General features: G+C 72.7%; 23 protein-coding genes. 14 read left to right on the plus strand and 9 right to left on the minus strand.

Features of this window, described 5'->3' with window-relative positions:
• Positions 1-9 precede the first annotated feature (9 nt).
• From R6Y94_RS20365 to R6Y94_RS20405, 9 genes are all read right to left on the minus strand, one after another.
• On the minus strand, positions 10-789 hold the full coding sequence (locus R6Y94_RS20365; RefSeq protein WP_318397453.1) for a glyoxalase: 780 nt from the start codon (positions 787-789) through the stop codon (positions 10-12).
• Positions 790-910: 121 nt separating this feature from the next.
• Positions 911-1,783, minus strand: coding sequence for an oxygenase MpaB family protein (locus R6Y94_RS20370; protein WP_318397454.1), 873 nt, complete (start codon positions 1,781-1,783; stop codon positions 911-913).
• Between the two features lie 8 nt (positions 1,784-1,791).
• Entirely contained in the window at positions 1,792-3,054 is a 1,263-nt protein-coding gene (locus R6Y94_RS20375) for an MAB_1171c family putative transporter (protein ID WP_318397455.1), read from the minus strand.
• Between the two features lie 11 nt (positions 3,055-3,065).
• Positions 3,066-3,569 (minus strand): hypothetical protein, encoded by a 504-nt coding sequence (locus R6Y94_RS20380; RefSeq protein ID WP_318397456.1) that lies wholly within the window; start codon positions 3,567-3,569, stop codon positions 3,066-3,068.
• Between the two features lie 51 nt (positions 3,570-3,620).
• Positions 3,621-4,070 (minus strand): helix-turn-helix transcriptional regulator, encoded by a 450-nt coding sequence (locus R6Y94_RS20385; protein WP_318397457.1) that lies wholly within the window; start codon positions 4,068-4,070, stop codon positions 3,621-3,623.
• Between the two features lie 402 nt (positions 4,071-4,472).
• Positions 4,473-5,534, minus strand: a complete 1,062-nt coding sequence (locus R6Y94_RS20390) for a polysaccharide deacetylase family protein (protein ID WP_318397458.1) — start codon at positions 5,532-5,534, stop codon at positions 4,473-4,475.
• Between the two features lie 225 nt (positions 5,535-5,759).
• Positions 5,760-8,846 carry an EAL domain-containing protein gene (locus R6Y94_RS20395; protein WP_318397459.1) on the minus strand — a complete coding sequence of 1,029 codons (3,087 nt, stop codon included), beginning with the start codon at positions 8,844-8,846 and terminating at the stop codon, positions 5,760-5,762.
• A gap of 211 nt (positions 8,847-9,057) precedes the next feature.
• Positions 9,058-9,558, minus strand: a complete 501-nt coding sequence (locus tag R6Y94_RS20400; protein ID WP_318397460.1) for a hypothetical protein — start codon at positions 9,556-9,558, stop codon at positions 9,058-9,060.
• 248 nt (positions 9,559-9,806) lie between these two features.
• Positions 9,807-10,220: a YchJ family protein gene (locus tag R6Y94_RS20405; RefSeq protein ID WP_318397461.1), complete on the minus strand. Its 414-nt coding sequence runs from the start codon at positions 10,218-10,220 to the stop codon at positions 9,807-9,809.
• A 168-nt stretch (positions 10,221-10,388) separates the two neighbouring features.
• Here R6Y94_RS20405 and R6Y94_RS20410 point away from each other — a divergent pair, with 168 nt between their 5' ends.
• The 14 genes from R6Y94_RS20410 (at position 10,389) to argC (ending at position 26,003) form a co-directional block, all read left to right on the plus strand.
• On the plus strand, positions 10,389-11,339 hold the full coding sequence (locus tag R6Y94_RS20410; protein ID WP_318397462.1) for a DMT family transporter: 951 nt from the start codon (positions 10,389-10,391) through the stop codon (positions 11,337-11,339).
• A gap of 156 nt (positions 11,340-11,495) precedes the next feature.
• The gene (locus R6Y94_RS20415) at positions 11,496-12,014 is read left to right on the plus strand and encodes a PH domain-containing protein (protein WP_318397463.1); all 519 of its coding nucleotides are present in this window, start codon (positions 11,496-11,498) and stop codon (positions 12,012-12,014) included.
• 341 nt (positions 12,015-12,355) lie between these two features.
• Positions 12,356-12,976 carry a translation initiation factor IF-3 gene (infC, locus tag R6Y94_RS20420; RefSeq protein ID WP_318397464.1) on the plus strand — a complete coding sequence of 207 codons (621 nt, stop codon included), beginning with the start codon at positions 12,356-12,358 and terminating at the stop codon, positions 12,974-12,976.
• 20 nt (positions 12,977-12,996) lie between these two features.
• On the plus strand, positions 12,997-13,191 hold the full coding sequence (gene rpmI, locus R6Y94_RS20425; RefSeq protein ID WP_318397465.1) for a 50S ribosomal protein L35: 195 nt from the start codon (positions 12,997-12,999) through the stop codon (positions 13,189-13,191).
• A 32-nt stretch (positions 13,192-13,223) separates the two neighbouring features.
• The gene (rplT, locus tag R6Y94_RS20430) at positions 13,224-13,616 is read left to right on the plus strand and encodes a 50S ribosomal protein L20 (RefSeq protein ID WP_101366673.1); all 393 of its coding nucleotides are present in this window, start codon (positions 13,224-13,226) and stop codon (positions 13,614-13,616) included.
• A 32-nt stretch (positions 13,617-13,648) separates the two neighbouring features.
• Complete coding sequence (locus tag R6Y94_RS20435; RefSeq protein WP_318397466.1) at positions 13,649-14,533, plus strand: RNA methyltransferase; 885 nt, start codon at positions 13,649-13,651, stop codon at positions 14,531-14,533.
• Positions 14,534-15,037: 504 nt separating this feature from the next.
• The gene (pheS, locus tag R6Y94_RS20440) at positions 15,038-16,099 is read left to right on the plus strand and encodes a phenylalanine--tRNA ligase subunit alpha (RefSeq protein WP_318397467.1); all 1,062 of its coding nucleotides are present in this window, start codon (positions 15,038-15,040) and stop codon (positions 16,097-16,099) included.
• A 41-nt stretch (positions 16,100-16,140) separates the two neighbouring features.
• Positions 16,141-18,717, plus strand: coding sequence for a phenylalanine--tRNA ligase subunit beta (gene pheT / locus R6Y94_RS20445; RefSeq protein ID WP_318397468.1), 2,577 nt, complete (start codon positions 16,141-16,143; stop codon positions 18,715-18,717).
• Positions 18,718-18,927: 210 nt separating this feature from the next.
• Entirely contained in the window at positions 18,928-20,010 is a 1,083-nt protein-coding gene (locus R6Y94_RS20450; protein WP_318397469.1) for a transporter substrate-binding domain-containing protein, read from the plus strand.
• Entirely contained in the window at positions 20,007-21,449 is a 1,443-nt protein-coding gene (locus R6Y94_RS20455) for a hypothetical protein (protein ID WP_318397470.1), read from the plus strand. The genes R6Y94_RS20450 and R6Y94_RS20455 overlap by 4 nt, the downstream gene beginning before the upstream one ends.
• A 184-nt stretch (positions 21,450-21,633) precedes the next feature.
• Positions 21,634-22,845, plus strand: a complete 1,212-nt coding sequence (locus R6Y94_RS20460) for an MFS transporter (RefSeq protein WP_318397471.1) — start codon at positions 21,634-21,636, stop codon at positions 22,843-22,845.
• Positions 22,846-22,970: 125 nt separating this feature from the next.
• Positions 22,971-23,315, plus strand: coding sequence for a hypothetical protein (locus tag R6Y94_RS20465; RefSeq protein ID WP_318397472.1), 345 nt, complete (start codon positions 22,971-22,973; stop codon positions 23,313-23,315).
• Between the two features lie 184 nt (positions 23,316-23,499).
• Complete coding sequence (locus tag R6Y94_RS20470; protein WP_318397473.1) at positions 23,500-24,693, plus strand: PQQ-binding-like beta-propeller repeat protein; 1,194 nt, start codon at positions 23,500-23,502, stop codon at positions 24,691-24,693.
• 302 nt (positions 24,694-24,995) lie between these two features.
• Positions 24,996-26,003 (plus strand): N-acetyl-gamma-glutamyl-phosphate reductase, encoded by a 1,008-nt coding sequence (argC, locus tag R6Y94_RS20475; RefSeq protein WP_318397474.1) that lies wholly within the window; start codon positions 24,996-24,998, stop codon positions 26,001-26,003.
• Positions 26,004-26,105: the final 102 nt, after the last annotated feature.

Consider the following 26,105-nt stretch of genomic DNA (forward strand, 5'->3'; position numbering starts at 1 on the left):
GCCGGCCGGTTACCCCGCGCCGGTGCCGTGCCCCTCGGGCGAGGCGACCTCCGGCAGCCATCCGGTGAGTACCGCCGGATCGGCGACGGCCCGTTCCACCTGCTCCCGTTCGGGCCCGGTCAGTGAGATCTCCCGCAGCCGGGAACCCCACTCGGGCACCCGGTCTGGCTCGTCCAGCGCGATCGACAGTTCGATCAGCGCGGCGAGCGCCAGGGCCCGGTCGAGACCGGACGCCGTCTCGCCGTGCCGGCGCAGCCCGGAGTTGAGTGCCCGGAACGCGGCCAGGTCGTCGGTCTTGAACTCGCGCAGGATCCGCGCGTTGTCCAGTACCTTGGCCAGTCCGGTCAGCCGCTTCGAGCCGCCGTACTCCAGCTCCTGCGGCTCGTCGCGGCGAATGAAGACGATCGAGTTGCCGGACGGGTCGACGATGCTGAACCGGGAGGCACCGGGCCGGTAGCGGGTGATCCGCGGCAGACCCCTGCCGAGCACCTTCCCGTACGTCTTCCGCATCGCCGCCACGAAGGCCGCGTGGTACGGCGCGACCGCCCCGACCATCACCAGGCAGCCGCCGGTGTTCTCCAGCGCCGGGTCGAGCCCGGCCGGTGCGGCGCCGTAGTGCAGCTCGAACCCGCTCCACCGCAACGCCAGGTAGAGGTACGGCTTCCGCTGCTCCCAGGTGACCTCGAAGCCCAGCGCCCGCCAGAACGCGAGCGTCTCGTCCGCGGAAACGCAGTTCAGCAGCGGTACGGTCCTCTCGTCCGGCACAATCCGTTCGTCGCCAGTCATCATCGATCTCTCGCCCCGTCCCGGCCGTAGGTCGGGCCATTGTGCCAACGGGCCCACCCGGTCCGCCTATGGGCGAGGAGGGATGAATATGTGTGCGGACCGGCGAGGGGGGCGGTAGCCGCGCTCAGGCTCCGTCCGCCCGGTGTTCCTCCGCCGGACCGACCGTGGCGATGTCGTACCCGTCCGGGTAGGTCTTGGCCCGCAGCCCGCCGTCGAGATACTGCCGGCGGCGCGGTGCCGCCCCGTGCCGCAGGTACCCGGCCCGACCGGCGAGCCCGCCGGTCAGCAGGGCCCGGGCCCACCACGGCGGCGGTGCGACCGAGACCGCCGCCCGCAGCGGTGGGTCGAGCAGCGCGTCGGCGACCCGCTCGCCGACCGGTACCAGCGGCCTCGGCAGGTCGGCGAGCAGTCCCTTGGTCGCGGTGATGAGCTGCCGGGCGGCCGGGGTGGCGGCGAACCGTTCCGCCTCGAAGGTGTCGTACCAGTCGGCGTAGCTGTCCAGGTCCGGCGGGATACCGGTGATGCGCAGCCGCCGGCCGAGTTCGGCGTAGAAGTGGTAGATCGCGGTGCGCTCGTGGCAGCACAGCGGGCGCCAGCCGTACCGGTCGATCCACCGGGAGCCGACGAAGACGAAGGTGCCGAGCACGTACAGGTAGTCGTCGTTGTCGATGGCGTACCGGCGGTGCAGTTGGTTGAGCCGTCGGGTGGCGGCCCGGCCCAGCGGGTGGTCGAGGCCGTGCTCGATCAGCGTGTACATCAGGATGCCGGTGTCGTCGGCGCGCCGTTCGGTCCGGGACGTGGTCTCGCCGGTCGCGGCCAGCAGTTCGGCGATCGACGGCACGGCGAAGGTGCGCCAGAACGCCAGCAGCAGCCCCATCCGGACGTCGAACGGGAACTCCCAGAGCGCGGTGGTCCGGTAGATCCGGTGGCAGTCTCGCGCGGGGTCGAGTTCGCGAATCTGGCGTAGCCGGTCGAAACGGCCGGGCCGGTGCAGCATCTGTGCGGTCAGCTCCGCACCGGCGCACCGGGCGAGCTGGCTGCGGTCGTCGCCGGCAGCCGGCGCAGCGCCGACGAGACCTGGCCGAGGAACTCCAGGTCGGCGGCGAGGTCGCCGTCGTCGGGCTGTGCCGGCGGCGCGGCACGGGTTCCCCGGGCAGCCGGGGCGAACGGATCCGCCGCCAGTCGTTCCGGGCTCGCCGCCCGCAGCCGGGCGAGCGCGTCCCGGATCCGGATCGCCTCCCGGGTCGCGGCGGCCGTCCTGCCGCCGGGAGCGTCGGGGCCGCGACCGTCCGGTGGACGAGTCCCGTCGGGCGGTGCCAGATACGCCGCGAGCGCGAGCCGGCCGTCGCGGATCTCGATGACCCGTCGGTAGAGCGCGAAGTCGAGGTCGCGCAGCATCCGCAGGTCGGCCCGGCGGGACGCGGGCGGGTCCAGGGCGATCTCCGGCATCACCTGGTACATGGCGTGCCACAGCGGGTAGAGCCGGAGGTAGGTGCGGGCCCGCCCCAGCCTCTCCGCCGCGGCGGAGAGATTCGGTCCCCAGGACGGGATGGTGAAGCCGATCGTGATCACGAGTGCCCCGACGCAGGCGCAGAGCGTACCGAGGTCGCTCAGGGCCGGCAGGGTCGTGCCGAACCAGGCGGCGACGACGTACCCGCCCTTGCCGAGGCAGTAGCCGAGCGCGACGATCGAGCCGGCCGCGACCAGTCGCAGGCCCCGGCGCAGCCACGGGCGCCCGTCGCTCCGGGCGACCCGGCCGGCGAACTGGAGGCTGCGCCAGGCGGCGACGCCGAGCCCGAAGGCGAACGCGGAGACGTAGACCAGCAGGAACGTACCGCCGACCGGGCGGGGGCCGTAGACGTCGTCGAAGTCGCTCGGCGCCTCGACGGTGGCGCCGCTGTTCGCGAAGAGCACCGCCATGGCGACCAGCACCAGGCCGTAGAAGACCGCCAGCACCCGGGCCCGGGGCAGCGCCTCGGCCGCCGGCATGTGCCAGAGCATCAGCATGACCAGCGCGGTGACGCTGTATCCGACGATGCAGCCGTAGACCAGCAGCGAGGCGAGGTTCGGTACCCCGAAGAAGCGGTTCACCGCCGTGTAGACGGCCGGGACGGCCATGGTGAACCCGGCCGCCGGCAGGGCGATGCAGAGGGTCAGCACCCACAGGTTCAGGTTGCGGGGGTTGCGGGCGAGTGCCGCCACCTTGTAGCCGACCGCGATCCACGCGGCCGCCGCGCAGAACAGGAAGATGCCGCTCTTACCGTCCATCCGGCAACACCCTAGTGCTCCAGCGACTGGCCGAGCCGCTCGACCACCGGGTCGCTCGGGGTACGCGGGGCCGGCGGGCGCCACAGCCCGGCGCGCTGCCCGAGCAGCGAGGCGAGGGTCTCGGCCTCCTGCTCCTCCTGGCTGCTGTAGTTGGTCCGGGCGAACATCGCCCGCACCACCCCCGGGTCGAGATGCCGGAACAGTTGTCGGCTGCCCTGCACCTCGTCGACCAGGTGCAGCCGGTGCTCCAGCAGCAGGTGTGCCAGCTCGTGCAGGGCGATGTGCACCCGCTGCACCCCGGTCGCGGCGGAGGTCACCACCAGGTAGTCGGCGGCGTCGGTCGAGACGCAGAGCCCGCACGGCGCCCCGGGCGGCAGGTCGAACGCGATCAGGTGGACCGGACGTCCCCGGTCGGCGCCGAAGTCGCTGATGAACGTGTCGAGGTCGAACGGGTCCGGTACCCGGATGCCGCGTGCGATCCGCTCACAGCGCCGGCGTACCTGCCGTAGCGTCATGGGCCCACCGTCCCTCTGCGCGGCGTGCTGTCGCCAGACCGCGATCCGCATTCACGCGCCATCATCCGCGTCCGGCTTGCCCTGTTCAAGGACGCGGATCACTCCGAGCAACTCGGTGAGGGCATCGATGGCGGACTGTGCCTCCGGGATGACGGAGTTGCGTAGCGCGACGGTGCGGGCGCGTACCTGCTGCAACGCGGCGGCGAGGTCGAGTTCCCGGTCGACGTCGGCGGCCAGCCGGTCGCTGGTGAAGTACTCCACCGGTACGCCGAAGAACTTCGCCAGCGCCCGGAGGTGACTGAGGTTCGGGTCGCGCTTCTTGCCGGTGCGTAGCTGTCCGATGTAGGTGTGCGAGATCGACTCGCCCTGCGCGGTGATCGCGTCCGCCACCTCGCGCAGGCTGTACGCGCTGCCGTCGGGCTTGCGGATCCGGTCGAAGAGCCGGTCCAGCCGGGCGGCCAGGGTCCCCGAGCTGCGGAACTCGTCCGCTTCTTCAGCCATCTGGCCTCCTCCGGGACTGGTTCCAGTGGTTTACAGCATGCCACAGCTCTGTCCACAAATGTTGACGGGATCACCTGCCGTGTGCGTATCATCGCTGCGAACGCGCGAGCAGGCATGACCGGAGGCATTATGCCGGGGCGCGCGGGCACGGGGAGGTGCCGTCGTTCAACGGGGGAGACGGGAACGTGTCGCGAGACCGGAGCCCGTCGTACTGACGGCATCTGCGGACCACTCGCCGGGGCGGCGGGTCCGTGAGCCCGACGGTCGGTGTCGGGCGTCCGGCCGGGCCAGGGGTTCCGCCGGTCGCCCGACGCCAGATCCAGGTCGGACAAGCCCGCCGGCGGCGGGCGTCCGGTGCGGAGGACGCCTCATCCTCCGCACCGGACGGCGAAGGTGCGCCACTCAGCTCGCGGTGCAGGTCGGTGACATGCCGGTCCCGCTGCCGCTGCCCTGGAAGCCGAACTCGGTCGACTGTCCGGCGGCTATCCGGCCGTTGAAGCTCACGTTGGTGAACGTGACCGCGCCGCTGCTGCCACTGCGATTCGCGTTCCAGGCGTTGGTGACACTCGCGCCGGACGGCAGGTTCACCCCTACCGACCAGCCGTTGGTGCCGGACGAGCCGGCGGTGACCCGTACCGTGGCCACGAAGCCGCCGTTCCAGGAGTTCAGCGACACGGCGGCGGTGCAGCCGCCCGGTCCCTGCGTCGGCGGGTTCGTGGGCGGGTTGGTCGGCGGGTTCGTGGGCGGGTTGGTCGGCGGGTTGGTGCCGTCAGGCGCGACGGCCCGGCCGGTGGCCGGGGAGATCATCCCGGGGCAGAGGTTGCGGTTGGCCAGGTTTGCGACGATCTGCGGTACGGCGTTGATGGTTGTCTGGTAGCCGTCGTGCATCAGGATGACGCCGCCGTCGGTGAGGTTGTTGGCGGCCTGGACGATCTGGGCCGTGGAGGCGCCGTTCCAGTCCTGGGAGTCCACGCTCCAGAGCACCTCGGTCAGGCCGAACTGGGCCTGCACCGAGCGCAGCGTGGCGTTGGTCTCGCCGTACGGCGGTCGGAAGAGCCTCGGCGCGGACCCGGTGGCCTGCTGGATGGCCTGCTGGGTCTGGCTGATCTCCGAGGTCATCTGCGCGGTGCTGAGCTGGGTCATGTGCGGGTGCGTCCAGCTGTGGTTGCCGATCCACATCCCGGCCTGCTGCTGGGCGCGGACCAGTGCCGGGTTCTGCTGGGCCCGCTGGCCGATGTTGAAGAAGGTGGCCCGGGCACCGGCCGACCGCAGCGCGTTGAGCAACGCGCTGGTGGTGCCGGTGTTGGGGCCGTCGTCGTAGGTCAGGGCCACGTAACCGTTGCAGGCCGCGGCGGCGACCGGTGGGGCTGCGGCGGTGACGGCGACGGCTCCGGCGGTGACGGCCAGGGCGGTGGCGGCGAGCGCGGCGTACAGGCCGCTCAGCCGGGAACGCGGACGGGGCATGGGGGCTCCTCGGTGGGGGCAGGTGGCCTGCCGGCGATGATGGACGTTGAAATATTTCGCGGCGTCGATCGAAATATATTCAACGGAAATGGTCGATGTCTAGCGGCGGTGTGCCGGGCACGGACGGGCGCCCGTCAATCGCGGGGGACCGGGCGCGGTCTGCGGCGCCGGCCGTGGCCAGATCCGTCGACAGCCGCGGCAGTTGCTCGGCCCCGGAAGGCGGGGTCAGCGGACGGCCCGGGCCGCCAGTCGGGGGAGGCCGACCAGCGCGCCGTCGCGGAGGATCGCCTCGGCCTCCGCACCGGTGACCGGGCCGGCGAAGAGATAGCCCTGGCCGTGGTGACAGCCGTAGCGGCGCAACTGGTCCCGCTGGGCGGCGGTCTCGATCCCCTCCGCCACCAGCTCCAGTCCCAGGTTGAGCCCCATCGACACGATCGACCGGACCAGCTCGCGGCTCTTGCCGTCGGTCGCCAGCGGCGCTACGAAGGACCGATCGATCTTGAACGCGTCGATCGTCAGGTGGTGCAGCGCCTGCAACGAGGAGTAGCCGGTGCCGAAGTCGTCGATGTGCAGCTGTACGCCCAGCTCGTGCAGGGCCGCCAGCTTCGTCCGCGCCGCCGGGACGTCGTGCACGATGACGCCCTCGGTGATCTCGATGATCAGCGCCGCCGGGTCGAGCCCCGCCGCCCGCAGGCTCTCCTCGATGTCCTCCAGGAGCCGGGTGTGCCAGAACTGCCGGTTGGAGACGTTGACGCTCATCCGCAGCCCGTTCGGAGCGGAGCCGCTCGCCCGCCAGACCCCGAGCTGGCGGCACGCCTCGGTCAGCGCCCAGCGGCCGATCGACGGCATCAGCCCGCTCTCCTCGGCGATCGGCAGGAACTCGGCCGGCAGCACCAGCCCGCGTACGGGATGCCGCCAGCGCACCAGGGCCTCGAAGGCGCGGGTACGGCCGTCGTTCAGCCGTACGATCGGCTGGTAGCGCAGTTCGAAGCCGCCGGTCTCCAGCGCCCGGCGCAGCTCCGCCTCGGTACGCAGCCGTCCGACGACCCGCTCGTGCATGGCGACGTCGAACACCGCGTGCGAGCCCTTGCGCTGCCACTTGGCCGAGTACATCGCGGTGTCGGCGTCCCGGATCACGTCCTCGGCGTGCTGGTAGCCGGTGCTGCTGCGGGAGATGCCGATGCTGGCCGAGACGACGAACTCCTCCTCGCCGAGCCGGAACGGCACGTCCAGCGCGCCCCGGATCCGTTCCGCCACCGCGACCGGGTCCTCGCCGCCGGGCCGGTGCCGCAGCAGTACGGCGAACTCGTCCCCGCCGAACCGGGCCGCGACGTCGGCCTCCCGGGCGCTGGCCCGGATCCGCTCGGCGACCTGGACCAGCAGCCGGTCACCGGCCAGATGTCCCAGGCTGTCGTTGACCAGCTTGAAGCCGTCGAGGTCGAGCAGCAGCACCGAGTAGTGCCGCTCCGGGTGGCGCGTCTGGGCGGCGACGGCCGCCTGCAGCCGGTCCAGGAACAGGGTCCGGTTGGCCAGCCCGGTCAGCGGATCGTAGAGCGCGGCGTGCCGCAGCAGGTCCTCCTGCTCGCGCAGGGACTTCAGCACCGCGTCGTGGTCGAGGGCGATGGTCAGCAGGGCCGCCCACTGGTTCATCATCTCCCGGCCACTGGCCACCTCGGCCTCGATCGGACCGACGACGGCGAGCATCCCCCAGTCGCTGGTGCCGATCCGCAACGGTGCCACGTAGACCATCTGGTCGGCGTCCAGGTCCGCGAGGTCGACCAGTTCGGGCGGCGGGAACGACCGGGGCGGCACCGGCCCGACCGGCATCGGCACCGGCCCACGGTCCCGTTCGAACATGGTGACCAGGTCCAGCGCCGGTTCGGCGGTGTCGCCGCCGGCCGGGGTTCCCGACCAGAGGCCGAGGCAGCCGCCGCGGGCGTTGGTGTCCTGGATCCAGGCCAGTGCCCGGGGGTCCTTCTCGTGGCTGCGCAGCAGGTTCTTGCTGACCGTGTAGAGCGTCTTGAGGGTGGTCTGGAACTCGTTCTCCTCGATCTTGTGGGTCCGGGACCGGCTCTGCGCCAGCGCGACCACGATCTCCTCGGTGCCGGCCCGGACCCGTTCGGCGCCGGCCTGGTCGTGCCGTCCGACACGCCGGGCCAGACCCAGCCCGTACCGGCGTACCCAGTCCATCATCCGGACCACGCCCTCCGGGTGCCGCTGGCTCAGCGTCTGTAGGCCGACCAGGGCCTGGCGGAGGTCGAGCAGGTCCGGACCCGCGGCACCGTCGGCGGCCGCGGCGAGGGTGTCGGCGACCAGGGCGCAGGCCCGGGTGATGGTGGTCCGGCGGGGCGGATCGACCGGGGCCGGCAGTGCCGCGACAAGTCGGGCGACCAGGTGGTCGGCGGTCGACAGGTCGGCGTCCGGCTCCGCCGCCAGCGCCACCGGGGCCAGCGGGTCGGGGCAGCCGCACGACTCGCGCGCCTGGAACGACGTGGGTACCGAGAAGGTGCGGGCCTCGACCTCCTCCCCGCGCGTGGCACGCAGCGCGAGCTCCGCGGCGATCCGGCCCAGGTCCTCGAAGCTCTGCCGGACGGTGGAGAGGCTCGGGGTGAAGTAGACCACCCCTTCCATGTCGTCGAAGCCGACCACCGCCTGCTCATCCGGCACCTGCACGCCGGCGGCCAGGAAGGTGCGGAGCAGTCCGATCGCGTTGAGGTCGTTTCCGGCCACCACCGCCGTCGACGGGAGCCCGGCGGCCAGCATCGCCCGGCCCGCGCGTTCGCCGCCGCTCTCCCGGTTGTCGCCGGTGTCGAAATGCAGATCGGTACGCGGTGTTATCCCGCACTCCAGCAGGGCGTCCCGATAGGCCTCGTAACGCTCGCGCAGATCCCGCAGTTCCAGGTATCCGGCGAAGGCGATCTCCCGATGGCCGTGTTCGACCAGGTGCAGTACCGCCTCGCGTACTCCGCCGCGGTTGTCGGGGAGCACGACCGGGCAGGAGACGCCGGCCATCTCGTGGCTGATCATGATCACCGGTTTGCCGGCGCGCTGGATCGAGTTCAGGTATCCCGGCGACGCCGAGTTCAGGATGACCACGAACGCGGAGACGTGATCCCAGGCCACCAGGTGCGGAAAGTCCGGAGGTTCGGGCGGATCGAAGTCGAATGTGCCGGCGCCGAGCGTCTGAATGGCGATCATCCGGCCGCCCGCGGCTGCGGTGGTACGCGCGATTCCGCCGAGAATGCTGCCGAAATAGTCGCAACCGACAGACATGGTGAGTACGCCGATGGTGGGGCCATCGACCACGGCCATCACCTCCTGCGCCAGCCGACGCAGTACGTTGCGAAGGCCGGGCCGAGTCCGGTGGAAAAGGTGGCTTTCCGGTGGTTGTTCCGATCAACTTCCGGAATATTTCAGATAACCGTCGAGGAGCCTACCGGATCATGTTCGGACGCGTCGATACACGCGAATCTATTCGCCAGTGGTCGCGGAAACCGCGCCGCCCGCCCCGAGCGGCCGGTGATCAGGAGCCGAAGCAGCCCGGCAACCGGGGAATGACGTCGGACGGGACCAGGTCCGTGCAGACCGCGTCGGTGCCGGCGCCGAGCGCCGTCCAGGTCGCACCGTCCCGGTCGTACTCGAAGACGACCCAGGCCGGGTCGGCCCTGCCCGGCGGCACGATCGTCGTCGCGGTCGCGTACCCCCGGTGGCAGGCCGGATCGCGGACGCCGCTGATCTCCGCGTCGACGGCGGCGAACAGCTCCCTGTTGGCCTTGAGCGCGGCGAACAGGGTCGCCGCGTCGACCGGGCAGCCGTCCGTCGCGGCCCGGGTCGGGCTCGGCGTCGGCGCGGTGGCCGTCGCCGACGTGGCCGGCGGCGCGCTCGCCGTGCCGGTCGTCTCCCCGCCGGCACAGCCCGAGGCCGGCACCACCAGCCCGACGAGTCCGACGAGCGCGACGCCGCGACGGGCGACGACGGTACGGCCGGGAGTCCCGCGCGGTGTGCGGATCACGACGGCGGTCATGCGGAGGCAGGCTACCGAACGTCCGCCGCCCGTGGGGTGCACCGCCGGCCCGGGTGGGACGCGCTTCCTGCCCCGGTGGCGAGGTCGCGGCGCGTCAGCGCTCCCGATGCCGCCAGGCGGCTGCCGTCAAGGCCCTGGTCAACGTCGGCTGGCACAGCACGGGGTGCTGTCCACATACTGGTCGATGCCGCCCACCGGAGGCAGCCCGGCGATCTCGGGTGAGCGGGTGAGCGATCCGACCCGGTGTGCTACCCGGCGTCGAGGTAGCGCCACTGGCCGTCCTCGCGGCCGAAGCGGCTGCGCTCGTGCAGCTCCCCGGGGCGCCCCGACCGCCGGTAGTGGGCCCGGAACTCGACGGTGCCGGTGGTGTCGAACAGCCCGCCCCGGTCGGTGTCGAGGATGTCGAGCCGGGTCCACCGGTCCGCGGGGTCCAGCGTCAGCCGGGCCGGGCGGGTGCTGGAGTGCCAGGTCCGGAGGAGATAGCCGGGGTCGCCGACGGCGTACGCGCTGAACCGCGAGCGCATCAGCGCCTCGGTCGTCGCCGCGACCGTCCGCCCCTGGTGCAGGGCGCCGCAGCACTCCCGGTAACCCGATCCGGACCCGCACGGACACGGCCGAACGGACTCGTCGTCGCCCGCCCGGCGGGTCCTGCGTTTCGCCACCACCGAATTGTCACCCCCGGGTCACCCGGCCGGGTGGTTGGGTGGGCGGAGCGATCCTGGTCACGATCACTGACAGCCGTACCCGCCGGCTGTGAAGCTGGACCGGCGCTGTGCGGAGCCGGTCGAACGGCGACCCGTCCGGGCGGCGCGTTCGGACGGGGTGTCGCTGTGCGAAGGGTGCCGGGTCTGCCGGTGAAGGTGCTGCCGGGCTGGGCGGCGATCGGGCTGACCGTACTGGCCGGGGTGGGCTCGGCGGCGCAGAGCCTGGCCAACGCCGAGATGGGCGAGCGGACCGGTCATCCGATCATCGGGGCGCTGGTCAACAACACCGGCGGCGTGGCCCTGGTCCTGCTCGGCCTGCTCGCCCTGCCGTCGATGCGCGCCGGTCTCGGGGTGCTGCGCCGGACCAGGCTGCCGTGGTGGACGTATCTGGGCGGGCTGTGCGGGGCGTTCTTCATCGTCGCGGCGACGTACATCGTGCCGGTGCTCGGGGTGGCGGTCTACACCATCGCCCAGGTGGCCGGGAACAGCGGTGGCGGGCTCGTCGTCGACCGGACCCGGCTCGCCCCGGCCGGCCGGATGGGATTGACCCGGTCCCGGGTGGCGGGTGCGCTGCTCGGGATCGCGGCGGTGGCGCTGGCCCAGTTCGGCCGGCCGGTCGGCGACCTGGCGGTGGGGCTGGTGCTGCTCGGCGTCGTCTGCGGGGTGCTGGTCGCCGTCCAGGGCGCGCTGAACGGCCGGATCTCCACGGTCGCCGACCCGGCCGCCGCCACGGCGGTCAACTTCGCGGTGAGCAGCGCGGTGATGCTGCCGGTGGCGGCCGTGACCGGCGCCCTGGCCCAGCTCGGCGCCACCGGCTGGCCGAGCGAGTGGTACCTGTACGTCGGTGGTCCGCTCGGGGTGACGATCACCGTCGCGCTGCTGGTCGGCATCCGGTCGATGGGACTGCTCCGTACCGGCCTGGCCCTGGTCGCCGGGCAGTTGGGCGGGGCGCTCCTGCTCGACCTGCGGCCGGGTGGACCCGGCGCGAGCCTGGCGGTGTTGGTCGGGGCGGTGCTGACCCTGCTCGCGGTGGTCGTCTCCGGTCGGGCGGCCCGGGGTGCCCCGGCCGCCACCTGAGCCGGCCACGGCCCGGTTCGGTATCCCGGCCCGCCGCCATACCGGTCGGGGCCGACCTGATCGAGCGGTACAGCAGGGCATTCCGGGCGCTCACCGTGCTCCGTCTCCGGTGGGCTGGCGGCATCCGGTCGGACGCCGGATGGCAGACTGGACGGCGTGACCCAATCCGCCGTCGCCCGTGATCCCGGCACCGTACGCGTGCGTCCGCGACGCATCCGGACGGTCTGCTGGATCCTGGCGCCCGCGCTGGTGGTCATGTTCGCCCTGCTGAGCATCGGGCTGCACGGCTCGACCGGTTCCGGGGCGGCTACCTTCCAGCGCGGCGACCAGCTCGCCATGGCCGGGCTGGGCGTGCTGGGCGGCTTCGTGGTGCTGCTCTTCACCCGGCCCCGGGTGGAGGCGGACGCCCAGGGGGTCCGGGTGCGCAACGTCTTCCGCGGCTACGACCTGCCCTGGGACGTGGTCCGGGCGGTCCGCTTCGACCGGAGCTCGGCCTGGGCCAGCCTGGAGCTGCACGACGACGAGCTGGTGCCGGTGCTGGCCCTCCAGGCGGTGGACCGCGAGCTGGCGGTGGACGGCGTACGGGCCCTGCGTGCGCTGCATGCCGCGCAGCAGCAGCCCCAGCCGGCACAGCCGGAACCCGAGGTCGTCCAGGGCCAGCGGACGGCGCGGTGATCGCCCGTCGGTGACCTGCCGTCCCCGGCGTGCCCGTTTTGGCATCCTGCGGGCTGACCTGCTAGTCTTTACCAGTCGACCACTGTCTGGGTTATCCACAGGCAGTCAAGAAGCGGAGCGCCTGCTCCCACCCGTGTCGCCCCATTCGGTGGCCGGGTCCGGTCACCGGTTCGGCTCTTAGTCGATCCGGAGTGCGATCGTCGATCGCCGCAGACCGGTCGAGCGGGCCCTGGCATGCGCCGGGGCCTTCTGCTTTGGGTCGAAGACGTTAGGACCGGCCACCGCTGACGCGCGGCCGGTGAGGATCACCACGAGGAGGCCCCATCAGCGTCGAGCCACGCGTGAACGAACAGATCCGGGCACGTGAGGTCCGACTGGTCGGCCCTGAGGGCGAGCAGGTGGGCATCGTCCCACTGGAGCGCGCTCTGCAGCTGGCCGCGGACGTCGACCTGGACCTGGTCGAGGTTGCGCCCATGGCGCGCCCGCCGGTGTGCAAGCTCATGGACTTCGGTAAATACAAATACGAGTCCGCACTCAAGGCGCGCGAAGCCAGGCGTAACCAGCAACAGACCGTCATCAAGGAGATGAAGCTCCGTCCGAAGATCGATCCGCACGACTACGAGACCAAGAAGGGTCACGTGGTGCGGTTCCTCAAGGCGGGTGACAAGGTCAAGGTGACGATCATGTTCCGCGGTCGCGAGCAGAGCCGACCGGAGCTGGGTTACCGGCTCCTGCGCCGACTCGAATCCGAGATCTCGGAACTGGGGTACGTCGAGGCCGCTCCGAAGCAGGACGGCCGTAACATGATCATGGTCCTGGCTCCGCATCGGGCCACCAAGGCCGCCGCCACGGCTGCCCGGGCTGGCTCGCCGCGAGAGCGGGAGGCCGGTGCCGCCGAGGCATCGCCGGTCGCCGAGGCGGCGCCCGGACCGGCCGGACCCGCCGGAACCACCGGCGAGTAACAGGGGAGAGACGCACCAAGATGCCGAAGATGAAGAGCCACACCGGGATGGGCAAGCGGGTCAAGGTGACCGGCAAGGGCAAGATCGTTGCCCAGCAGGCCGGCCTCCGGCACAACCTGGAGAAGAAGCCCTCCACCCGGACCCGCCGGCTCACCGGCACCGTCGAGGTGGCCAAGGCCGACGTCAAGCGAATCAAGAAGTTGCTGGCCCGCTGACGCGCGCCTCTTGACCTGAAGGAGTAGTTGAGATGGCACGCGTCAAGCGGTCAGTGAACGCCCAGAAGAAGCGCCGTACGCTGCTGGAGACCGCCAGCGGCTACCGCGGCCAGCGGTCCCGGCTCTACCGCAAGGCCAAGGAGCAGGTGCTGCACTCGATGCAGTACGCCTACCGGGACCGGCGCGACCGCAAGGGCGACTTCCGGCAGCTCTGGATCACCCGGATCAACGCGGCAGCCCGCGCCAACGGGATGACCTACAACCGGCTCATCCAGGGTCTGAAGCTGGCCGGCGTCGAGGTGGACCGCAAGATCCTGGCCGACCTCGCCGTCAACGACCCGACGGCCTTCGCGGCCATCGTCGAGGTGGCCCGCGCTGCCGTGGCGGCCGAGGGCACCGGTGGCGCGTCGGCCCAGGCCGCCTGACCACACCGCGACACCCGATCGAGGCGTCCCGCATGTCGGTAAACCCGCAGGTGGGGCGCCTTGACCATGTCCGGGCACCGGATCAGCCGCTGTTCACTCCGCGTACCCCGAGGATTGTCGCGGCCCGGCGGCTGCACCGGCGCCGGGAACGTGACGCCACCGGCCGGTTCCTGGCAGAGGGCCCGCAGGCGGTCCGGGAGGCGCTGGCCGCGCCGGGCGTGGTGGTCGAGCTCTTCGGCACCCCGGCCGGGCTCGACCGGTACGCCGAGCTCGCCGGCACCGCCGACACGGCCGGAGTACCGGTCTCCGGGGTGACCGACGAGGCGCTCGCGGCGCTGACCGAGACGGTCGCCCCGCAGGGGATCGTCGCGGTCTGCGCCCGGCTCGACGTGCCGATCGGCACCGCGCTGGAGCGGCGTCCCCGGCTGGTCGCCGCGCTGGCCGAGATCCGTGACCCCGGCAACGCCGGCACCGTGCTGCGCACCGCCGACGCCGCCGGGGCCGGCGCGGTGGTCTTCGCCGGGGACGCGGTCGACCCGTACAACGGCAAGTGCGTGCGGTCGTCGGCCGGCAGCCTCTTCCACCTCGACGTGGTCCGGGCTGCCGAACCGGCCGACGTGGTGGCCGAGCTGCGGGCGGCCGGGCTGGCCGTGCTGGCCGCCTCCGGCTACGGCGAGACCGACCTGGACGACCTCGCCGACTCCGGCGGCCTGGCCCGGCCCACCGCCTGGCTGTTCGGCTCCGAGGCGCACGGTCTGCCGGCGGAGCTGGCCGACGCCGCCGACGCCCGGGTACGCGTGCCGCTGCACGGCCGGGCAGAGAGCCTCAACCTGGCTGCCGCCGCCGCGGTCTGCCTGTACGCTTCGGCCAGAGCACTGCGGCCCGGGGCCGCCCGCACCGCGCCGGAGCGCGCATAATGGGCCCCGGGGCAGCAGAACAGACCAGGGAGTTGTCGACCTGATGACCGAGTCCGCGAAGTGGCGCGTCCGCGATGCGCGACGCCACTCGTTTAGCCAGCCCGCCGGTGTCGGCGGGCGGCAGGGCTGACTCTTCTCCTCCCTGCGCACCCTCCCCACCGGCGGGCTGCGGCCCAGCCGCCCGTCCGTAGACTCTCCGGAGCCGCCCGGAAGGGCTGCCCACCGAACCTCTTCAACCTGAACAGCGCGGTGCCGGCGCCCCGAACCTGACCTGGGGCCACGATGGACCCGCACGGGGAGGTTGACCGAGGTTCACCGACCTGTCCACGGCGTCGCCGGTGCTCCGGCGCACACCGACCGGATCGCCCGGTTCTCGTACCGCTCGTGAGCGGGCCGATCCGGGTCTCCGGCGGAGTGCCGGAGGCGTCCACGGCGGCGCAGGGGACATTCGACGCGCAGGCAGCGGGACCACCGCCCGCGATGTAGAGGGAGTAGCCGCACGCCATGACGTATCGCAACGACCCGTACGACCCGAAGCAGGTCGCCCTGCTCGACCCGGAGGCGCTGGCGGCGGCGGTGGCCGACGCGACGGCCGCGTTCGACGCCGCCACCGATCCCGACGGGCTGGCCGAACTGCGCCGGGCGCACCTCGGCGACCGGGCGCCGGTGTCGCTGGCCCGCCGGGAGATCGGCGCGCTGCCGCCGGCCGCCAAGTCCGACGCCGGCAAGCGGGTCAACGAGGCCCGCCGGTCGATCGAGTCCACCTACGCGCAGCGGCTCGCGGTCGTCCAGGCGGCGCAGGCCGAGCGGATCCTCGCCGAGGAGCGGGTGGACGTCACGATGCCCTACGACCGGCGGCCGCGCGGCGCCCGGCACCCGATCAGCACCCTGTCGGAGCGGATCGGCGACCTCTTCGTCGGGATGGGCTACGAGATCGCCGAGGGGCCCGAGGTCGAGTTGGAGTGGACCAACTTCGACGCCCTGAACATCCCGCCGGACCATCCGGCCCGGGGCACCATGGACACCTTCTACCTGGACGTACCGGGGCTGGTGCTGCGTACGCACACCTCGCCGGTGCAGGCCCGGACGATGCTGGCCCGCAAGCCGCCGATCTACGTCGTCTGCCCCGGCCGGGTCTATCGGACCGACGAGCTGGACGCCACGCACAGTCCGGTCTTCCACCAGGTCGAAGGGCTGGTGGTGGACGAGGGGATCACCATGGCGCACCTGCGGGGCACCCTGGACCACCTGGCCAAGGCGATGTTCGGGGCCGAGGCACGGACCCGCTGGCGCCCGCACTACTTCCCGTTCACCGAGCCGAGCGGCGAGTTCGACGTCTGGTTCGCCCAGCACCGGGACGGCCCGCGCTGGGTGGAGTGGGGCGGCTGCGGCATGGTCAACCCCCGGGTGCTGCGGGCCTGCGGCATCGACCCGGACGTCTACTCCGGATTCGCCTTCGGGATGGGCATCGAGCGCACGCTGATGTTCCGGCACGGCATCGGCGACATGCGGGACATGGCCGAGGGCGACGTGCGGTTCACCCGCGCGTTCGGGGTCGAGGTGTGAACGGGATGGCGAACGTCGGAACGGATGCGGTGGTCTGAGTCATGCGAATTCCTGTTTCCTGGCTGCGCGAGCATGTCGACCTGCCCGCCGAGCTGAGCCCCGAGGAGCTGGACCAGGCGCTGGTCAACCTCGGCATCGAGGTCGAGTCCATCGTGGACCTGCGCGGCACCGTCACCGGGTCGCTGGTGGTCGGCGAGGTGCTCGAGATCGAGGAGCTGACCGGGTTCAAGAAGCCGATCCGGTTCGTCCGGGTCGACGTCGGCGCCGCGAACGGCACCGGCGAGCCGCAGGAGATCGTCTGCGGGGCGACCAACTTCGCCGTCGGCGACCGGGTGGTGGTGATCCTGCCCGGCGGCGTACTGCCCGGCGGGTTCGCGATCGGCGCCCGGAAGACGTACGGGCGCAACTCCAACGGGATGATCTGCTCGGTCCGCGAGCTGGGGATCGGCGACGACCACGCGGGCATCCTGGTGCTGCCCGAGGACGTGCCGGCCAAGCCCGGTGACGACGCGCGGCCGGTGGTCGGGCTCGACGACGTGGTCGTCGAGGTCGAGATCACCCCGGACCGGGGGTACGCGATGTCCGTCCGCGGGCTGGCCCGGGAGCTGTCGCACGCCTTCGAGGTGCCGTTCCGGGACCCGGGGCGCTCACCCGCGCCCGGGGCGACGCCGGAGCCGGCGTACCCGATCCGGGTCGTCGACACCGTCGGCTGCGACCGGTTCGCCGCGCGGGTGGTCCGGGGGATCGACCCGGCCGCCGAGTCGCCGACCTGGATGCGGCGGCGGCTGACCCACGCCGGCATCCGGACCATCTCGCTGCCGGTCGACATCACCAACTACCTCATGCTGGAGCTGGGCCAGCCGATGCACGCCTTCGACCTGGACGCGCTCCGGGGCGAGCTGGTGGTCCGCCGGGCGGTGCCGGGGGAGCGGCTGACCACGCTGGACGGGGTCGTCCGGGCACTCGACCCGGAGGACCTGGTGATCTGCGACGCCGGCCTGCCCGGATCGGTGGCCGGTGACGGCGGGGTGCCGATCTCGCTTGCCGCCGTGATGGGCGGCGAGACCAGCGAGGTCGCCGACACCACCGTCAACGTGCTCTTCGAGGCGGCGCACTGGGACCCGGTGGTGGTCGGCCGGACGGCCCGCCGGCACCGGCTCTTCAGCGAGGCCGCCAAGCGCTGGGAGCGGGGCGTCGACCCGGCACTGCCGCTGGTCGCCCTGGAGCGGGCGGTCGCGCTGCTCACCACGTACGGGGGAGGCACGGCCGGCGCCGAGGTGCTGGACGTCGACCACGTCAGCCCGCCGAACCGGATCGTCATCGACGCGGACCTGCCGGCACGGCGGGCCGGGGTGCCGTACGAGCCGGGCCGGACGGTGGCGCTGCTGGAGCGGGTCGGCTGCGCGGTGGCGGTCGGCGACGGGCGTGCCGGCAACGGCAACGGAAACGGGGGGCGGCACGCGAGCGGGCCGGAGACCCTGGTGGTCACCCCGCCGACCTGGCGGCCCGACCTCACCGACCCGGCGGACCTGGTCGAGGAGGTGATCCGGCTGGACGGCTACGACAAGGTGCCGTCGGTGCTGCCGGTCGCGCCGCCCGGCCGGGGGCTGACCCCGGAGCAGCGGCGGCGCCGCTCGGTGAGCCGTACCCTCGCGGAGAGCGGCTTCGTCGAGGTGCTCTCCCCGCCGTTCGTCGCCGTGGAGCTGTTCGACCGGCTCGGCCTGCCCGCCGACGACCCGCGCCGGACCGCGGTACGCCTGGCCAACCCGCTGGCGGACACCGAGCCGCTGATGCGGACCATGCTGCTCGGCACCGTGCTCGGCACGCTGCGCCGCAACCTCGGACGGGGCCACCGCGACGTGGCGCTCTACGAGATCGGCATGGTCTTCCTGCCCCGGCCGGGAACCGCCCCGCCGCCCGCGATGGGTGTGGACCACCGGCCGAGCGACGAGGAGTTCCGGGCCGCCGACGCCGTCCTGCCGGACCAGCCGTGGCGGGTCGCCGCGGTGCTGACCGGCGAGGTGGAGCCGGCCGGCTGGTGGGGCGCGGGGCGCCCGGCCGGCTGGGCGGACGCCGTGGAGGCGGGCCGGAACGTGCTGGCCGCCGCCGGCATCCCCGGGCACCGGGTGGTGGTCCGGCAGGCCGGGTACGCGCCCTGGCACCCGGGCCGGTGCGCCGAGCTCCGGGTCGACGACGTACTGGTCGGGCACGCCGGTGAGCTGCATCCGGCGGTACTGGCCGAGCTGGACCTGCCGCCCCGGACCAGTGCCCTGGAGATCGACCTGGACGCCCTGCCGCCCGCCCCGGTGGTGTCGGCACCCCGGATCTCCGGATATCCGCCCGCGCTGATCGACGTGGCGCTGGTGCTGGACGCCGGCGTGCCGGCTGACGAGGTGGGCCGGGCGCTGGCCGAGGGAGCCGGCGAGCTGCTGGAGTCGATCCGGCTCTTCGACGTCTACTCCTCCGAGCAGTTGGGGCAGGGGCGCCGGTCACTGGCGTACAAGCTGGTGTTCCGGGCGCCGGACCGGACGCTGACCGGCGAGGAGGCGGTGGCCGCCCGGGACGCGGCGGTGGCCGAGGCGGCCCGCCGGTTCGGGGCGGTGCTCCGGGGCGCCTGACCGGGACGACGACCCCGACGGATGGTCGATCGCGGCCGTCGCGCTCCGGCGCGGCGGCCGCGACGTTCTTCGGCGGGGGATGTCGGCCGTGCCTGGTGTAGCGAGCCTGTCCGGTTTCGCGGATCTTGTACTCTACGGTCTCGCGGAGACGTCTCGGGGGTACGCGTGCCGCAGACCCCGGCGTCACTGTCCCGGATTGGAAGATCGAACGTGACGCCGAACCCAACCAGATGGAACGCCCTGCTCAAGCCACTCCGGATCTGGGGCCCGGTGCTCGCCCTGCTGCTGGTGCTGGCCGTGGCCGGGGCGTACGTGGTGGCCGGACTGCGCCCGTCGCCCACCTCGCCGTCCCGGCCGGTGCTGGTCTCCAGTGGAGAGTGGGCCCCGTTCGTCGGCCCGGAACTGCCCGACGGCGGCCCGGTCACCGAGCTGGTGGTGGAGGTCCTCAGCCGCTCCGGCTACCGCCCCGAGATCAGGTACACCTCCTGGTCACTGGCCGAGGAGCAGGTCCGCTCCGGTGCCACCATCGGGACGTTCCCGCTGGTGGCCAGCGAGTCCCGGCGGGCGGACCTGCTGCTGTCGGACCCGCTCGTCGACTTCGAGTACGTGCTCTTCTACAACCGCCGGGCCGGCCAGCCGAGGGTCTCGTCCGCCGCCGAGCTGAGTGCGCTGCGGGTCGGCGGCATCACCGGGTACGGCTACTGGGACGAGTTGGAGTCGGCGGTGACCGACTTCGTGGAGTTCCCGTCCACACTGGAGGGATTCCGGGCGCTGGCCGACGGCCGCATCGACCTGCTCGCCGAGGGGCTGCTCTCCGGCCAGGCGGCGCTGGCCGACCCCTCCTTCGCCGGTGACGTCGGCGATTTCGGCCACCTCCAGGGCGATGACCCGCTGATCCACTCCGTGGAGGGGTTGTACTTCATGATGGCGGACAGCGCCGAGGCGGCCGCGGTGATGCGGGAGTTCAACCAGGTGCTCGGGGAGCTGCGCCGGAGCGAGGAGTACGCGGAGATCGTCGCCGAACTCAGCCCGTCCGCGCAGCGGGAGGTCACCCTCGATCCGATCGGCGGCACCGGACTGGTGGAGTTGTGCGACGAACACGGCAGGCTGGTGCTGCTCGCCCCGCAGGGCACCCGGGCACAGGTGCTCGACTGGCCGGAGGAGTTCGTCGGCCGGGTCGGTCCGAGCCCGGGGCGGATCCTGGTCGAGGTGAAGCTGACCAACGGGCCGGCGCAGGGGCGGGTACTGCACGTCGACGCCCGGGCGCTCCGGCTGGGAACGGCGGGCCGATGACCCAGCTACGGATCCTCGCCCCGGTGGTGGTCGACTTCTACGCCGTACCCGGAGCGGCGCTGCGGGATCCGGAGGCGCACGCGCGGTTCTGGACCGAGCGGCAGCCGGCCCTGGACGCGCTGCTGCCGCGGCTGGCGCCGCCCGTCCCGGCGGAGGCTGCCGGGGCGGCGTCGGCGCCGGCCGGGTCGCCGCCGGCGGTGGTGCTCAAGCACACCCGGCCGCGCAGTTCGCTGAACCTCTACCGCAGCATCAGCGAGCACGCGGCGGAGCGGACGCTGCACGTGCTCACCGGCCGGCTCCGCCCGGAGCATCTGGCGGAACGCTCCGGTGACCTGCTGTGGGCCGGACTCGTGGAGATCAGCTTCCGGCTCTACGACCACGGGCTGATGCTGCTGGAGATGCTGGCGGAGGTGGACCCCTGGCTGGCCGGGCAGGCCGACCGGCTGCCGGCCCGGCTCGACGAGTTGCAGGCCCGGGCGGTGGAGTTGGGTGAGCAGACCGCCCGGGAGGTCGTCCGGCGGTACCTGGACCCGGTGCTCGCGCTGCTGCGCGAGGCGGACCGGGACGAGGAGGTGCTGGCGGCGGCCACCCCGGCCGACGACCCGGTGACGGCGGAGTTCGGCGAGGCGCTCTGGGTGACCCGCAGCCTGGTGGTCGACCCGTCCGCGCCGGGTGCCGAGGAGATGACCCGGCACTGGGTCAAGGACGTCGTCATCGGCGACGACCAGCGCGCCCCGGCGGACCGGCTGCTCGACGGCGGCCTCGACCACCTGGTCCGCTGGCTGAACTACCTTTTCCTGGACCGGACCGGTGCGGGCGCCCGGATGCTGCCCGGCGACCCGTTCCGGGACCAGTGGGAGGCGCTGCGCTACGCCCAGGTCTTCTACGGGGTGCTGGAGCGGATCGACGCCCGGCTGTCGAAGATCCTCGCCGACTCGGCGGCGGCCGACTCGCGGTGGGAGCTGGAGCAGCTCAAGGGAAAACTGACCGGGCTGAGCCAGCGGGCCGAGCTGATCATCATGGAGCGCCAGGACCTGTCGAAGTACCTCAAGCGGGCGGTACGGGTCGAGATGGACGCGATCCTCGACTTCTGGGACTACGAGAAGCTCCTGGAGCAGCCCGTGCTCTTCAAGATCGAACTCTGTGGGCGGCGGCTGGCCGAGCTCGCCGCCCGGCGTACGGCCCGGTCGGCGATGTTCACGGACCTGATCCTGCTCGGCATCGCCATGACGTCGATCCTCGGTACGGCGCTCGCGGTGACCGAGTTCGGCCGCTCCATCGCCAGCGATCCGGAGATGGCCGTCTACGACCTCGGCCGATCCTCCCTGGTGGCCTGGGTCGCCTCGCAACCGGCGGACGCCATCCTGGTCACCTCCGGGGTGGTCTCCGCGCTGCTGGTCGTCGTGTACCTGTTCTTCCGGCGGGATCGCAGCGCATGAGCTCCGCCGGTCCGACCGGAGCGGGTCCGGCCGCCCTGGCACCCGTGGAGTCCGGTCCGGCAGCGGCGGAGTCCCGCCCGGCACCGGGGGAGTCCGGCCTGGCGTCCGTGGCGTCCGGCCTGGCGTCCGTGAAGTCCGGCCCGGACACGGAAGGCCGTCACCGCGCCAGCCACGGCGAGGCTGGATGAGGCAGGCGCTGCGCAGCCGGGCGATCCGAACCTTCGCGGTCACCCAGTTCCTGCTGGAGGTCCAGTTCTGGTTTCCGATCTGGCTGATCTACCTGCTCGACCTCGGCTTCCCGCTGGCGACCGCGGTACTCGCCGACGGAGTGTTCCGGATCGTCTCGGTGGCCTGCGAGCTTCCGGTGGGTGTGCTCGCGGACCGGATGGGGCGGCGCCGGGCGTACCTGACGCTGGCCGGGGGTGCGGTACTGACGTTCGCGGCGATCTCGCAGGTCCGCACCGTGCAGATGCTCTTCGCCGCGTGGGTGCTCTGGGCCGTACTCTGGGCGCTCACCTCCGGGGCGGCCAGCGCCTACCTCTACGAACTCTGCCTTCAGGACGACCTGGAGATCAATCCGGCCCGGGCCTTCGGGCTGATCCGGGCGGTGGGCAGCGGCTCGGTGCTGCTCTCCCTGCTCGCCGCCGGCTACCTGTACAAGATGGAACCGACGTTGCCGTTCACCGTCACCGCCGGGTTGGCCGGGTTGGCGTTCCTGCTCGCCCTGACCCTGCCGGAGATCGCCGGATCACGGGTCACGACCACGCTCTCTTCGGTGTACGCCGACATCCGGGCCGCGGTGGCCGACGTGCGGCTGCGCCGGGCCGTGTGGCTGGGGGTCCTGCTGCTGCTGTTCGGCTGGAGCGCCCGGATACTCTTCCAGCCACTGGCCCTGGAACTCGGGCTGTCCGCGCAGGTCACCGGCTGGATGTACGCGACCTTCGCCGCCGCGTCGGTGCTCGGCGGCCTGCTGGCCGGATATGTCTCGGTGCCGCGCCGACGGCTCGCGCTGACCGTGTCGTTCCTGCTCGTGCTCGCCACCCTCGTCGCGGTGAGCCAGGCGGAGTGGCTCGGCCCGTTTCTGTTCCTGCCGGTGATGGGCCTCGGCTACGCGCTAGGGATGACGGTGCTGGAGGTGCTCACCAACGAGGTCACCTCGCGCCGGGTCCGCGCCCTGGTCTTCGGGGTGGTCGCCAGTATGGCCGGGGTCGGCATCGCGATCGCCCGCCCCGCCCTCGGGATCCTGTCCGAGCGGCGCTCCACACCCTTCGCAGCCGGGGTGTGGGCCGGCGTCGGCGTCGGACTGGTGCTCCTGGCGGTGTGGCAGATCCTGAAGTTGCGGCCGGAGCCTGATGGTGGGATGCGCGGGCCAGACCCGCCCGGCCGGCGCCTGTGACATCGACGGTGCGTGTGACATCGAAGAATGGACATCTCGCTGCCGATGCTGAAGGATCTGCCTCGCAGACGACTTTCGGAGGTTACGGGGTGGGGAGTCATCGACGGCGGGCGCTCGGGTGCGGCGTGCTGCTGGTGTTGCTGTTTGCCGGGGGATGTCGCGGGGCGGGGGTCAACACCTCGCCGCAGGCGTGCGACGACGCCCGGACCGTGCTCGGCCAGTTCCATGGCCTGCGAGGCTCGGCGGAGGAGGTCCGGGCTACCCAGATCGAAGCCATGCAACCCGAGTTGGCGAAGTTGGCGGAGTCTGCGGACGGCGACGTGAAAGGCGCGATCCAGCGCCTGGCCGACACCATCGAAGCGGCCGACATCGACTCCAGTCAGCCGGCCACCACGCTGCGGCCCAAGCTCGCCGAGTTCGACACGGCGTTCGAGCAGGTCCGGCAGGAGTTCGACGAGATCTGCGACTGACGCGCGTCGGGCCCGCGACCCACGATCTTCGGGGCGGCATCGAGGCTGCGGGACGGTGCGGTGACCGCCGCCAGCCGAGTGACGGCGGGCGGCGCCGTGCCGGACGACATCGTGGCCGGGCGGGCTAGGCTCGGTTGACCGCCGAGCCCGGGACCGGGCCCGCAGATCGGGAGACCAAGACCAGGTGGAGAGCCACGCCACGGTGCTCATCGACCTCGGCGACGACCGCGGCCTCCCCGATGTCGAAACGCCGCCTTCGCCCGGGTCGCGCCGGGTCTCGGTGCGTTGGCTGGCGGGGCTGTTCTCCGGTCTGTTCGTGGTCTTCGGGGTCACCGCCGCCGCGCCGCCGGACGGTGCGCTGCGGCCGGTGGGCGGTCTCGACGTGCCGGCCGAGAGCACGTACGTCGTCGCCGACGACGTACTGCTCGTCTCCGCCGCGCTGGCCGGCCGGCCGGGCACCCTCAGCGCGTACGACCTGCCGGGCGGGGACCGGCGCTGGACGGTACCGGTCACCATGGCCGGCCGGCACTACGCGGAGCGGGTCGGCGAGATCCTGCTGGTCGCCGAACTCGACTCCGTCGGCCGGCGTACGGTGACCGCCGCCAGGTCGGTCCGCACGGGCGCGGTGCGGTGGAGCCGGCCGGGCCGGGTCATCCGGGTCGGCGGCAGCGACCTCGGACTCGGGGTCTCCGAGGTGCGCAGCGTCTCCGGTGCCGGTCGACGGCTGGAGGGAGCGGTCGAGGCGGTGGACCTGGCCACCGGGGAGGTCCGGTGGCGGCTGCGGCTGGCGTCGACCGCGGTCGTGCAGCCGGTGCCCGGCGATCCGGCTCGGGTGCTGATCGTGCACGACAACGTCACGGCGGAACTGCGCGACCTTGCCACCGGTGCACTGGTCGGCACCGGTGAACTGCCGCCGGCCGACTACGCACAGAGCAACCCCCGGGTGGTCGGCGGCCGGCTGGTGCTGCGGCACCCCGCCGGGCGGGAACCGGCCGTCAGCGGGTACGACCTGCCCGGGCTGACCCGACGGTGGACCCGGCCGGGTGACGGGATCGGCGAGTTGATCCGGGACTGCGCAGGGCTGGCCTGCCTGGACGGTGAATCGCGGGTGGTCGCGCTGGATCCGGCCAGCGGGGCGGAGCGGTGGCGCCGGGCCCGGCCCCGGGGGTGGAACTCGATCGTCTGGTCTCCGGACATCCTGATCCGGCCGGACGCCTACGACGGCCGGTCGCTGCTGGCCGTGGCCGACGGTGCGGGGCTGCGGATCCTCGGTGCCCTGCCGCCGGGGGTGGTGGACTGCCGGGCCGGCCCGTCCGCCCTGGTCTGCCGGACGGCACCGGACCGGCTGGGCCTGTGGCAGTTGATCGGACCGGCCTGATCCCCTGCTGCTCGGCGCAGATCCGGGCGACCACCGGGCTTTCCGGTGGGGGACAACCGGCGCGGCCACGAGCGGTGGCGTGGGGGCGCGGCCGGACATGCCGTGGCCCTGCCGGGTGCAGCCGCCGGACATATCGGGTCGGGGTCGCGGTGACGGTCGACGGCCCGGCCGGGTAGATCGCGTCGACGCAGATGTGCAACTTCGGTCCACCGGTCGAAAGATCATTCAGTCTACCGCATATACTTGCAGTGGTTCGGTGATGTCTGCTAGCGTGCTCACTGCATAGAAATGCGGAGGTGGGCATGGGAATTCGAGTCGCGGTCGCCGGCGCGAGTGGCTACGCGGGTGGTGAACTGCTCCGGCTGATTGCCGGGCACCCCGAACTCGACCTCGTCGCCGCCACCGCACACAGCCAGGCCGGTCAGCCGGTCGCCGCCGTACACCCGCAGCTCACCGGCCTCGACCTGGTGCTCGGCCGGACCGAACCGGCGGTGCTCGCCGACGCGGACCTGGTCTTCCTGGCCCTGCCGCACGGCGAGTCGGCGGCGCTGGCCGCCGCCCTGCCCGGCGGGGTCCGCCTGGTGGACCTCGGTGCGGACCACCGGCTCACCGACGCCGCCGCCTGGACCCGCTACTACGGCGGCACCCACGCCGGCGCCTGGGCCTACGGCCTGCCGGAGTTGCCCGGCCAGCGGGCGGCGATCGCCGGTGCGACCCGGGTCGCCGCCACCGGCTGCTACGCGGTGGCCACCATCCTCGCCCTCGCCCCGCTGCTCGCCGCCGGGGTGGCCGCCCCGCACGACGTCGTGGTGGTCGCCGCCTCCGGCACCTCCGGAGCCGGCCGGTCGGCCAAGCCGCACCTGCTCGGCAGCGAGGTGATGGGCGACCTTTCGCCCTACAAGGTCGGCGCCCACCAGCACGTCCCGGAGATCAAGCAGGCCAGCGGGGCGACCGGGCTCTCCTTCACGCCGGTGCTGGCCCCGATGCCGCGCGGCATCCTGGCCACCGTCACCGCGTTGCCCGCCGACGGCGCCCCGGCCGATCCGCGCGCGGTGCTGGCCGAGGCGTACGCGGACGCGCCGTTCGTGCACCTCCTGCCGGAGGGGCAGTGGCCGCACACCGCCGCCACGCTGGGCGGCAACTCCTGCCACCTACAGGCGACCGTCGACGTCGACTCCGGTCGGCTGATCGTAGTCAGTGCCATCGACAACCTGGGCAAGGGTGCCGCCGGCCAGGCGGTGCAGTGCGCCAACCTGATGCTCGGGCTGCCGGAGATCACCGGCCTGTCCGTGCACGGGGTGGCACCGTGATCGGGGCGCCGACGACAGCCGGGCCCCGCCGGTCACCGCAGGTGTCGCGGCAGTCGGATGGCCGTCGGTCGCTGATGGCGTCGCGGCAGCGGGCTGCGTACC

This window comes from Plantactinospora sp. KLBMP9567, assembly GCF_033446045.1.
Taxonomy (GTDB): Bacteria; Actinomycetota; Actinomycetes; order Mycobacteriales; family Micromonosporaceae; genus Plantactinospora.